Source organism: Bacillus sp. GZB (assembly GCF_001975995.1).
GTDB lineage: Bacteria > Bacillota > Bacilli > Bacillales > Bacillaceae > Bacillus > Bacillus velezensis.
On record NZ_MTQG01000010.1, the window covers coordinates 880,841 to 892,971 of the forward strand.

Genomic DNA, 12,131 nt, shown 5'->3' on the forward strand with positions numbered 1-12,131 from the left:
ATAGAGAAAAAAGAAGGTACCTCATCACCTGCGGAGGTACCTTCACTTATGATGTTTTAAGGGAGGGATACTGTCTGAATGGAACAGTTATCAGTAAACAGAAGACAGTTTCAGATTCTTCTGCAGCAGCTTAATATGACAGATGATACCTTCATGACATACTTTGAAGACGGAGAGATTGATAAACTGACAATCCATAAAGCAGAAAAAGCCTGGCATTTCCAATTTCGCTTTAAGGCTCTTTTGCCGTATCAAATATATGATTCATTCATGATGAGGTTAACACAATCGTTTGCTCACATCGCCCGTGTCACATCATCTGTTCAGGTCATCGACCCTACAGTGACAGAGGAGCTTGTACAGGATTATTGGACACGCTGTATTGAAGAGCTTGAAGGAACCTCGCCGCCGATGGTGGCTCTTTTGAATCAGCAGAAGCCGAAGCTCAAGGGAAACAAACTGATCGTGAAAACAAAAACAGATACAGAAGCATCTGCGCTCAAAAATAAATACAGCGCGCTGATTCAGCACAGCTACCGCCAATTCGGCTTTCCGGAACTGCAGCTGGATACCGAAATTTTCGTATCTGACCAAGAAGTCCAGAAATTCCGCGAGCAAAAGCTTGCTGAAGATCAGGAGCGGGCGATGCAGGCGCTTATCGAGATGGAGAAGAAGGAAAAAGAGGGCGATGAGGATCAGGCACCGTCCGGACCGCTTGTCATCGGCTATCAAATTAAAGAGAACGAAGAAATCCGGACGCTTGACAGCATCATGGATGAAGAAAGAAGAATTACGGTGCAGGGGTTTGTGTTTGATGCTGAAACACGCGAGCTGAAAAGCGGACGCACGCTCTGCATTTTCAAAATCACGGACTATACAAACAGCATTTTAGTAAAAATGTTCGCCAGAGAAAAAGAAGACGCCGCTTTGATGAAAACGCTGAAAAAAGGCATGTGGGTGAAGGCGCGGGGAAGCATTCAAAACGATACATTCGTCAGAGACCTCGTCATGATTGCAAATGACGTGAATGAAATAAAAGCCAAAACCCGTGAAGACACCGCTCCTGAAGGCGAAAAACGGGTTGAGCTTCATCTGCATTCTCCGATGAGCCAAATGGATGCTGTAACGGGCATCGGAAAGCTTGTCGAACAGGCGAAAAAATGGGGACATGAAGCGATTGCGTTAACTGATCATGCCGTTGTGCAGTCTTTCCCGGATGCCTATTCCGCCGCGAAAAAACACGGCATTAAAATGATTTACGGAATGGAAGCCAATATCGTAGATGACGGCGTTCCGATCGCATACAATCCAGCTCACCGTCTACTGGAAGAAGACACATACGTCGTCTTTGACGTTGAAACGACAGGTCTGTCCGCAGTGTATGACACCATCATTGAGCTTGCCGCAGTCAAAATAAGAGGCGGAGAAATCATCGATAAATTCGAAGCGTTCGCCAATCCGCACCATCCGCTGTCAGCAACGACGATCGAACTTACCGGTATTACGGATGACATGGTCCGCGACGCTCCCGATGTCGTTGACGTCGTGCGGGATTTTAAAGAATGGATCGGCGATGACGTGCTTGTGGCTCATAACGCCAGCTTTGATATGGGATTTTTAAATGTGGCGTACAAGCGTCTTTTGAAAACGGAAAAAGCAAAAAATCCGGTCATTGATACGCTGGAACTCGCGCGTTTCCTGTATCCTGAGTTTAAAAATCACCGCTTAAATACGTTATGTAAGAAGTTTGATATCGAATTAACCCAGCATCACCGTGCGGTCTTTGACGCTGAAGCAACAGGCTACCTGCTGTTGAAAATGCTCAAAGATGCCGCTGAAAAAGACATTTTTTATCATGATCAGCTGAATGAGAATATGGGACAATCCAATGCTTATCAGAGATCAAGACCTTATCACGCTACATTGCTTGCCGTGAATGAGACCGGCCTTAAAAATCTGTTTAAGCTCGTGTCCATTTCTCATATTCAATATTTCTACAGAGTGCCGCGCATTCCGAGGTCGCAGCTTAATAAATACAGAGAAGGTCTGTTAATCGGCTCTGCCTGTGACAGGGGTGAGGTCTTTGAAGGCATGATGCAAAAATCTCCTGAAGAGGTTGAAGATATCGCATCCTTCTATGATTATCTTGAAGTGCAGCCGCCGGAAGTATACAGACACCTTCTGCAGCTTGAGCTCGTCCGGGATGAAAAAGCGCTGAAAGAAATCATCGCCAACATCACGAAGCTCGGAGAAAAATTGAATAAGCCGGTCGTGGCTACGGGAAATGTCCACTATTTAAACGATGAGGATAAAATTTACCGGAAGATCTTAATATCTTCCCAAGGCGGCGCCAACCCGTTAAACAGACACGAACTGCCTAAAGTGCACTTCAGAACGACAGATGAAATGCTGGAGGCCTTCTCCTTCCTCGGTGCGGAAAAAGCGAAAGAAATCGTGGTTGACAATACGCAGAAAGTCGCTTCGATGATCGATGAGATCAAACCGATCAAAGACGATCTGTACACGCCGAAAATTGACGGGGCTGATGAAGAAATCCGTGAAATGAGCTATCAGCGCGCCAGAAGCATTTACGGTGAAGAGCTTCCCGAAATTGTGGAAGCGAGAATAGAAAAAGAATTAAAAAGTATCATCGGTCATGGATTCGCCGTTATTTATCTCATCTCTCATAAGCTTGTAAAACGGTCTCTGGATGACGGTTATCTCGTCGGCTCCCGGGGGTCCGTCGGTTCATCGCTTGTGGCGACCTTAACGGAAATCACTGAAGTGAACCCGCTCGCTCCGCACTACGTGTGCCCGAGCTGCCGATATTCCGAATTCTTTAATGACGGATCAGTCGGTTCCGGTTTTGACCTTCCGGATAAAAGCTGCCCGTCTTGCGGCACACCTTTGAAAAAGGACGGACATGATATCCCGTTTGAAACGTTCTTAGGCTTTAAAGGTGACAAAGTACCCGATATCGACTTGAACTTCTCAGGTGAGTACCAGCCCCATGCCCATAACTACACGAAAGTATTGTTCGGTGAAGATAACGTGTATCGCGCGGGAACGATTGGCACCGTCGCGGAAAAGACGGCTTACGGATATGTGAAAGGCTATGCGGGCGATCACAACCTACACATGCGCGGCGCGGAGATCGACCGTCTGGTGCAAGGCTGCACCGGCGTTAAGAGAACGACCGGCCAGCACCCGGGGGGGATTATCGTTGTCCCGGATTACATGGATATTTACGATTTTTCCCCGATACAATTCCCGGCAGATGCGACGGGGTCTGAATGGAAAACGACTCATTTTGACTTCCACTCCATTCATGACAACCTGCTGAAGCTTGATATATTGGGGCACGATGATCCGACAGTCATCCGGATGCTTCAGGATTTAAGCGGGATTGATCCGAAGACGATTCCGACAGATGATCCGGAAGTTATGAAGATTTTCCAAGGCACAGAATCGCTCGGCGTTACTGAAGAGCAGATCGGCTGTAAAACGGGGACGCTCGGCATTCCTGAATTCGGGACGCGATTTGTGCGGCAGATGCTTGAGGATACGAAGCCGACGACGTTCTCCGAGCTTGTCCAGATTTCCGGGCTTTCTCACGGAACGGACGTATGGCTCGGCAATGCGCAGGAACTGATACACAACAATACGTGTGAACTGAGCGAAGTGATCGGCTGCCGTGATGACATTATGGTTTACTTGATCTATCAGGGCCTTGAGCCTTCACTGGCCTTCAAAATCATGGAATTCGTCCGTAAAGGCAAAGGCCTGACGCCGGAATGGGAAGAAGAAATGAAAAAGAACAATGTGCCGAACTGGTATATTGATTCATGCAAAAAAATCAAATACATGTTCCCGAAAGCCCACGCCGCCGCATACGTGCTGATGGCGGTGCGGATTGCCTATTTTAAAGTGCATCACGCGCTTTTATATTATGCTGCGTATTTTACCGTCCGCGCAGATGACTTTGACATTGATACAATGATTAAAGGCTCGACCGCCATCAGAGCGGTGATGGATGATATCAGCTCTAAAGGGCTTGATGCTTCGCCGAAGGAGAAAAACCTTCTTACCGTGTTAGAGCTTGCGCTTGAAATGTGTGAGCGCGGCTATTCCTTCCAGAAGGTCGATCTATACCGTTCGAGCGCTTCGGAATTTATCATTGACGGCAACAGTCTCATCCCGCCGTTCAACTCAATTCCGGGACTCGGAACCAACGCCGCTCTCAATATTGTGAAAGCGCGGAAAGAAGGGGAGTTCCTTTCAAAAGAGGATCTTCAAAAACGCGGAAAAGTGTCAAAAACCATTTTAGAGTATTTAGACCGTCACGGCTGTCTTGAGTCGCTTCCGGACCAAAATCAGCTGTCTCTGTTTTAAACTTTGTGCACAGCCTCCGAGCGGAGTTTGATTTGCATTAAATATATGGTTATGGTATAGTTTTATTGGAAATGCTAACGATTACCGAGGCAAAGAGTGGGGAAACCCGCTCTTTTGTATTGAACAGGCAATTTTGCCTCGACATGTCCATCGTTTTCTCAATGCCCCTGCTCTTTAGAAGCAGGGTTTTTATGCAGAGGAACGGCTGATATGATATCGACAGCACAAGGAGGAAAAACATGAGCAAAAAAGTGACTGATACCGTTCAAGTAATGGCTCAGCCCATACTGGATGACCTTCAGCTTGAACTCGTAGACATTGAATTTGTCAAAGAGGGTCAAAACTGGTTCCTTCGCGTGTTTATTGATTCCGAGAACGGTGTTGATATTGAGGAGTGCGCCAAAGTCAGCGAAGCGTTAAGCGAAAAGCTGGATGAGGCCGATCCGATCACCCAGAACTACTTTCTTGAAGTATCTTCTCCTGGAGCCGAGCGTCCATTAAAGAAAAAAGCCGACTTCGAAAAATCACTGGGCAAAAATGTGTACATGAAAACGTACGAACCGATTGACGGTTTAAAAGTGTTTGAAGGCAAATTGGCTGAATTCGATGGACAAACTGTTACAATAGAGATGACGGTCAAAACAAGAAAGAAACGGGTCAATATTCCGTATGAAAAAATAGCTAACGCAAGATTAGCTGTAACATTTTAATGAATGAAGTATTAGTGTTTAAGGGGGGAGACCGCTAACATGAGCAGTGAACTATTAGATGCTCTCACTATTCTTGAAAAAGAAAAAGGCATCAGTAAAGACATTATCATCGAAGCAATTGAAGCTGCCTTAATTTCCGCGTACAAGCGAAATTTTAACCAGGCGCAAAACGTACGGGTCGATCTGAACCGTGAGACGGGCACGATCCGCGTGTTCGCAAGAAAGGATGTCGTAGACGAGGTATACGATTCAAGACTTGAAATCTCGCTTGACGACGCCCAGCACATCCATCCGAACTACCTTGTCGGAGATGTCGTTGAAATAGAAGTAACGCCGAAAGACTTCGGCCGCATTGCTGCGCAGACGGCGAAACAAGTGGTGACGCAGCGTGTCCGTGAAGCTGAGCGCGGCGTGATTTACTCAGAATTTATCGATCGTGAAGAAGACATCATGACGGGAATTGTACAGCGCTTAGACAGCAAGTTTATTTACGTGTCTCTCGGCAAGATTGAAGCGCTGCTGCCCGTCAATGAACAAATGCCGAATGAGAGCTATAAACCGCACGATCGGATTAAAGTATTTATCACAAAAGTCGAAAAAACGACAAAAGGGCCGCAGATCTATGTATCAAGAACGCATCCTGGTCTGTTGAAGCGTCTTTTTGAAATCGAAGTGCCGGAAATTTATGACGGAACGGTCGAACTGAAATCCGTTGCCAGAGAAGCGGGCGACCGCTCTAAAATCTCCGTCCGCACTGATGACCCTGACGTTGATCCGGTCGGTTCATGCGTCGGTCCTAAAGGCCAGCGCGTGCAGGCGATCGTCAATGAACTGAAAGGCGAAAAAATTGATATCGTTAACTGGTCTGATGATCCGGTTGAATTTGTTGCCAATGCGCTCAGCCCGTCTAAAGTGCTGGATGTCATCGTCAGCGAAGAAGAAAAAGCCACGACTGTCATCGTTCCTGATTACCAGCTTTCTCTGGCAATCGGAAAAAGAGGGCAAAACGCCCGCTTAGCCGCGAAACTGACAGGCTGGAAAATCGATATCAAAAGTGAAACGGATGCAAGAGACCTTGGCATCTATCCGAGAGAGCATGAAGAAGATGACGATTTAGAGCCGCTCTTTATGGAGCCTGAAACAGCCGAATCGGATGAATAAGAGGTGACTTTAGGTGAATAAGCGAAAAAAAATTCCTCTGCGCAAATGCGTGGTAACGGGGGAAATGAAGCCTAAAAAGGAACTGATCCGAATTGTCCGTTCTAAAGAAGGAGAGATTTCAGTCGATCCGACCGGAAAGAAGAACGGGCGGGGTGCCTATATCACCCTTGAGAAAGAATGCATCTTAGCTGCGAAAAAGAAAAACACATTGCAAAATCAATTTCAATCACAAATCGATGACCAGATTTTCGAAGAATTGCTGGAACTGGCGGAAAAGGTGAAAAAATAACATGTCTGGAATGGAATGGTTTCCCTTGCTGGGTCTGGCCAATCGAGCTCGTAAGGTCGTGTCGGGCGAGGACTTGGTTATAAAAGAAATTAGAAATGCGCGTGCAAAACTTGTTCTGCTGACAGAAGATGCATCTGCGAATACTGCAAAAAAAGTATCCGATAAATGCAATTATTATAAAGTGCCTTATAAAAAAGTCGAAAGCCGCGCGGATCTCGGCCGCTCTATCGGCAAGGAATCACGTGTCGTTGTCGCCGTCACTGACCAAGGTTTTGCGAATAAGCTGATCAGCTTGCTCGATTAATATTTTTGGGGGTGAACGAATGGCTAAAATGAGAGTTTACGAATATGCAAAAGCCATCAATGTTTCAAGCAAGGAAATTTTGACTGCGCTGAAAAACATGGATATAGTAGTAAATAACCATATGGCAATGCTTGAAGAAAAGACCATTAAGCAGCTTGATGCGAAATTTAAAAAAGGCGGCGCCGGCGTTACATCTCAGAAGCCTGCGGAAACGAACAAAAACAAGCCGCAAGGGATTAATCAGCAGCCTGCTGGGAATCAACCAAACAAAATTCGAGACGGAAAGAAGAATGACGTGCAGAATAATCAATTTAACAAAAACAAGAAGAATAACAACAACAACAAAAACAAAAACAAACGCAATCATAACAACAAAAATCAGTATCAGCAAAAACCGCTGAAACCGAAAAAAGAGCTTCCTGAGAAAATTACGTTTTCCGGCTCTTTAACAGTCGGGGCCTTAGCCGAAGAACTTGGCAAAGAACCGTCTGAACTCATTAAAAAACTGATGCTTCTTGGCGTAATGGCTACCATTAACCAGGAGCTTGACAAAGACACAATCGAACTGATCGCATCTGAATACGGTGTAGAAACAGAAGAAGTGATTGTGCTTGAAGAAACTGAGCTTGAAAAATATGAAGAGGCTGACAAAGAAGAAGATCTTCAAATCCGTCCGCCTGTCGTGACGATCATGGGCCACGTTGACCACGGGAAAACGACCCTCCTTGACAGCATCAGAAAAACAAAAGTTGTTGAAGGTGAAGCCGGCGGAATCACCCAGCATATCGGGGCTTACCAGATCGAAGAAAACGGCAAAAAAATCACGTTCCTAGATACTCCGGGACACGCGGCGTTCACAACAATGCGTGCGCGCGGTGCGGAAGTAACTGATATTACCATTTTAGTCGTAGCGGCTGATGACGGCGTTATGCCGCAAACAGTCGAAGCCATCAACCATGCGAAAGCGGCTGAGGTTCCGATTATCGTTGCCGTGAATAAAGTGGATAAAGAAAGCGCGAACCCTGACCGTGTCATGCAGGAGCTGACTGAATACGGACTCGTTCCTGAAGCATGGGGAGGAGAAACGATTTTCGTTCCTCTGTCCGCTCTTACAGGCAAGGGAATTGACGAGCTTGTCGAAATGATTCTGCTTGTCAGTGAAGTGGAAGAGCTGAAAGCCAATCCGAACCGTCAGGCAAAAGGAACGGTTATTGAAGCTGAGCTCGATAAAGGAAGAGGATCTGTCGCGACACTTCTCGTTCAAACGGGAACATTGAATGTCGGAGATCCGATCGTTGTCGGAAATACATTCGGCCGCGTGCGGGCCATGGTCAATGATCTCGGCCGCCGCGTGAAAACAGCCGGACCGTCTACACCTGTAGAAATTACGGGCTTAAATGACGTACCGCAGGCTGGCGATCAATTCCTCGTCTTTAAAGACGAAAAAACAGCCCGTTCTGTCGGTGAAGCACGTGCTTCCAAGCAACTGGAAGAACAGCGCAGCGACAAAGCGAAGCTGAGCCTCGATGATCTGTTTGAACAAATTAAACAAGGCGATGTCAAAGACATCAATTTAATCGTAAAAGCTGACGTTCAAGGTTCAGCCGAAGCGTTAACAGCCGCTCTTCAAAAAATTGAAGTAGAAGGCGTAAAAGTGAAAATCATTCACACAGGCGTCGGTGCGATTACGGAATCAGACATCATTCTCGCATCTGCTTCAAATGCAATCGTTATCGGGTTTAATGTGCGCCCAGACGGAAATGCTAAAAGCACGGCTGAAGCTGAAAATGTAGATATCCGTCTTCACCGTATCATTTACAAAGTCATCGAAGAAATTGAGGCGGCGATGAAAGGAATGCTTGATCCTGAATACGAAGAAAAAGTCATCGGTCAGGTTGAAGTGCGCCAAACATTCAAAGTGTCGAAAATCGGCACGATTGCCGGCGGATATGTAACAGACGGCCACATTACACGTGACAGCGGACTCCGCCTGATCCGTGACGGCGTGGTCATCTTTGAAGGGGAAGTAGACGTTCTGAAACGCTTCAAAGATGATGTGAAAGAAGTTTCACAAGGATATGAATGTGGTATTACAATTAAGAAATACAATGACATTCGCGAAGGTGACATCATTGAAGCGTATGTCATGCAGGAAATCGAAAGAAAGTGATCGGATTTGCGGAATGTGAATGCATCATTTATGATGCGGGATCATTAAAGGAGAAACGAGCCGTTCTGAAGCGGATTATAACGAGGGTTCAGAATAAGTTCAACGTGTCGGCTGCAGAAATCGGCTATCAGGACACTTGGCAGCGGACCAGCTTCGGAATCGCCGTCGTCTCCTCCTCTCACGTTCAGGCGGAAAAGGAGATCCAGCGCGTACTCGCGTTTATTGACTCCTTTCCCGAAATAGAACGGACGATCACTAGAACAGAGTGGTTTTAACTTAGAGGTGATTGAATTGAGTATGAGAGCAAACCGTGTCGGCGAGCAGATGAAAAAAGAGCTCGGGGATATTATCAGCCGAAAGCTGAAAGACCCGAGAATCGGATTTCTCACTGTAACAGACGTACGTGTTTCAGGTGATTTACAAATAGCGAAGGTGTATATCTCCGTTCTCGGCGGAGAGAAAAAGAAAGAGGAGGCGCTGAAAGGGCTTGAGAAAGCGAAAGGATTTATCCGTTCCGAAATCGGCAGCCGAATCAGACTCCGCAAAACGCCTGAGCTTGAATTTGAATTTGATGAATCAATTGAGTACGGCAACCGTATTGAAACATTGATTCACGAACTGCATTCAGATAAACCGTCTGAATAACAAGGAAAGAGGATGGGCGAGTGTCGTCTGTCCTCTTTTCTGCGTTTTACGGGATACAATTGATAACAAAGGAGCGAAAGACAGATGGTTAACGGAGTTCTCCTTTTACATAAGCCGGTCGGCATGACTTCTCACGACTGTGTAATGAAAATAAGAAAACTGTTAAAAACAAAGAAAGTCGGACATACGGGAACGCTTGATCCGGAAGTGTCTGGCGTACTGCCGATCTGTGTCGGACGGGCCACAAAGATTGTTGAGTACGTCACCGACAAGTCAAAAACGTACGATGCTGAGATCACTCTCGGCTTCTCCACATCGACCGAAGACCAGACTGGAGAAACGGTCAGCGTAAAACCTGTCAAGGAGCCGCTGAAAGAAGCGGATATCAAAGCCGTTTTAGACGAACTGAAGGGACCGCAGGAGCAAGTGCCGCCGATGTATTCCGCTGTAAAGGTCAACGGGAAAAAGCTCTATGAATACGCCAGGGCGGGTATTGAAGTGGAGCGGCCGAAGCGGAATATCACGATTGAAGATATCGCGCTCACTTCCCCTGTCACTTATAACGAAGACACAGCATCATTCCGCTTTACAGTTACGTGCTCAAAGGGCACTTACGTCAGAACATTGGCGGTGACAATCGGTGAAAAACTCGGCTATCCCGCGCATATGTCGCATCTCATCCGCACCGCTTCCGGCGATTTCAGCCTTGATGAGTGTTTCACGTTTGAGGAACTTGAACAGCAGGTTTCAGACGGCATGGTTGCAGAGCATGCCGTGCCGATTGAAAGAGCGCTCAATCATTTGCCGAAATGGGTCATAAGTGATACATTAGCTAAGAAAGCTGAAAACGGGTCAGTGTTTGACATCCCGGCGGAATTTTCTGCAATGACAGCTGACGCCCGTATAGCGGTCTGTACTGAAGACGGAGAATGTGTGGCCATTTATATGCCGCATCCTTCAAAAAAAGGACTGCTGAAACCGGCTAAAGTGCTCATGCAAAAAAGCGAACAATAAGAAAAAAGGTGACCGTTCTGTGAAGACGATACATATTTCTCATCCGCATCATTTACAAAAAGAAGAGCAGCCGGCGTCTGTCATGGCGCTCGGCTACTTTGACGGCGTTCATTTGGGACACCGGAAAGTAATCGGAACAGCCAGACAAATTGCCGAAGAAAAAGGCCTGTCGCTGGCCGTTATGACGTTTCATCCCCACCCTTCCCATGTGTTGGGCAGGGACAAAGAGCCAAAGGATCTGATTACGCCGCTTGAAGATAAAATCAGCCAGATCGGGCGTTTAGGCGCTGATGTGCTGTATGTCGTAAAGTTTGATGAAGCGTTTGCGTCTCTGTCTCCAAAACAGTTTGCCGAGGAGTATATTTTAGGGTTAAACGCGCGGCACGCTGTGGGAGGCTTCGATTTTACGTACGGAAAATACGGAAAAGGCACGATGGAGACGCTGCCGGACGATTTAAACGGCAAGGCCGGATGCACGACTGTCGAGAAACAGACCGAGCAGGACAGAAAGATCAGCTCTACTTATATCCGGTCAGCGCTGCAGGATGGTGACGTTGAACTTGCGCACACTCTTCTCGGTCAGCCGTATTTTATCCGGGGCACTGTGATTCACGGAGACAAAAGAGGCCGCACCATCGGTTTTCCGACCGCGAATGTCGGCCTGCACAACAGTTATATCGTGCCGCCGACAGGCGTGTATGCAGTGAAAGCCGAAATAAAAGGCGAGGTGTATGAAGGCGTCTGCAACATAGGCTACAAACCGACCTTTTATGAAAAGCGTCCCGATCAGCCGTCAATTGAAGTCCATTTGTTTAATTTTCAACAGGATGTATACGGAGAAGACGTTAAAATCGAGTGGTACAAACGAATCCGAAGCGAACGGAAGTTTAACGGCATCGATGAACTGACGGCTCAGATCGGGAAAGACAAACAAGAAGCGATCCGTTTTTTCAGCAAATAACGGAAAAAACATCAAAAGTACACAAATTTTCTTCTAAAAGATTTGCATATGGGCGCGATTTTTAGTATCATATGTTTCGTAGTCTTAAAACCATTGCTTGGCAATCCGAAGTCACCGACGGTTGCTAGGTAACTGGGGCTAATTATGATATGGAGGTGAAACAGGATGGCAATTACTCAAGAGCGTAAAAATCAACTCATCAGTGAGTTCAAAACACACGAATCTGATACTGGATCTCCAGAAGTTCAGATCGCTATCCTAACAGACTCAATTAACAACTTGAACGAGCATTTGCGTACTCACAAGAAAGATCACCACTCACGTCGCGGTCTTCTTAAAATGGTAGGTAAACGTCGTAATCTTCTTACGTATCTGCGTAATAAAGACGTAACTCGTTACCGTGAGTTAATTAACAAACTAGGCTTACGTCGATAATCGTAAAAAGCGGGAGGATTCCCGCTTTTTTATCGTATTAAAGCGAAAAA

Annotated in this window: 11 protein-coding genes; all 11 read left to right on the plus strand. The window is 46.4% G+C overall.

The features are described from left to right. Nucleotides 1-78: 78 nt before the first annotated feature. The 11 genes from BXO87_RS04660 (at nt 79) to rpsO (ending at nt 12,081) form a co-directional block, all read left to right on the plus strand. Nucleotides 79-4,392 (plus strand): PolC-type DNA polymerase III, encoded by a 4,314-nt coding sequence (locus BXO87_RS04660; RefSeq protein ID WP_012117566.1) that lies wholly within the window; start codon nt 79-81, stop codon nt 4,390-4,392. 239 nt (nt 4,393-4,631) lie between these two features. Further along, on the plus strand, nt 4,632-5,102 hold the full coding sequence (gene rimP / locus BXO87_RS04665; protein WP_032874923.1) for a ribosome maturation factor RimP: 471 nt from the start codon (nt 4,632-4,634) through the stop codon (nt 5,100-5,102). A gap of 39 nt (nt 5,103-5,141) precedes the next feature. Next, nucleotides 5,142-6,263, plus strand: coding sequence for a transcription termination factor NusA (gene nusA, locus BXO87_RS04670; protein ID WP_003154195.1), 1,122 nt, complete (start codon nt 5,142-5,144; stop codon nt 6,261-6,263). A gap of 13 nt (nt 6,264-6,276) precedes the next feature. Next, nucleotides 6,277-6,552 (plus strand): glucose-induced regulator RulR, encoded by a 276-nt coding sequence (gene rulR / locus BXO87_RS04675; RefSeq protein ID WP_003154193.1) that lies wholly within the window; start codon nt 6,277-6,279, stop codon nt 6,550-6,552. Between the two features lies 1 nt (nt 6,553). Continuing rightward, a complete protein-coding gene (locus tag BXO87_RS04680) occupies nt 6,554-6,856 on the plus strand; it encodes a YlxQ family RNA-binding protein (protein ID WP_003154192.1) in 303 nt (100 codons plus the stop codon). A gap of 19 nt (nt 6,857-6,875) precedes the next feature. Then, on the plus strand, nt 6,876-9,026 hold the full coding sequence (gene infB, locus BXO87_RS04685) for a translation initiation factor IF-2 (protein WP_007611462.1): 2,151 nt from the start codon (nt 6,876-6,878) through the stop codon (nt 9,024-9,026). Continuing rightward, the gene (locus tag BXO87_RS04690) at nt 9,023-9,301 is read left to right on the plus strand and encodes a DUF503 domain-containing protein (RefSeq protein ID WP_003154188.1); all 279 of its coding nucleotides are present in this window, start codon (nt 9,023-9,025) and stop codon (nt 9,299-9,301) included. Before infB ends, BXO87_RS04690 begins: the two co-directional genes overlap by 4 nt. A 16-nt stretch (nt 9,302-9,317) precedes the next feature. Next, complete coding sequence (gene rbfA, locus BXO87_RS04695) at nt 9,318-9,671, plus strand: 30S ribosome-binding factor RbfA (RefSeq protein ID WP_003154185.1); 354 nt, start codon at nt 9,318-9,320, stop codon at nt 9,669-9,671. Between the two features lie 84 nt (nt 9,672-9,755). Beyond that, nucleotides 9,756-10,685: a tRNA pseudouridine(55) synthase TruB gene (gene truB / locus BXO87_RS04700; RefSeq protein ID WP_038458038.1), complete on the plus strand. Its 930-nt coding sequence runs from the start codon at nt 9,756-9,758 to the stop codon at nt 10,683-10,685. Between the two features lie 19 nt (nt 10,686-10,704). Next, nucleotides 10,705-11,646, plus strand: coding sequence for a bifunctional riboflavin kinase/FAD synthetase (gene ribF, locus BXO87_RS04705; RefSeq protein ID WP_007611467.1), 942 nt, complete (start codon nt 10,705-10,707; stop codon nt 11,644-11,646). A gap of 165 nt (nt 11,647-11,811) precedes the next feature. Then, entirely contained in the window at nt 11,812-12,081 is a 270-nt protein-coding gene (rpsO, locus tag BXO87_RS04710; RefSeq protein ID WP_003154182.1) for a 30S ribosomal protein S15, read from the plus strand. Nucleotides 12,082-12,131: the final 50 nt, after the last annotated feature.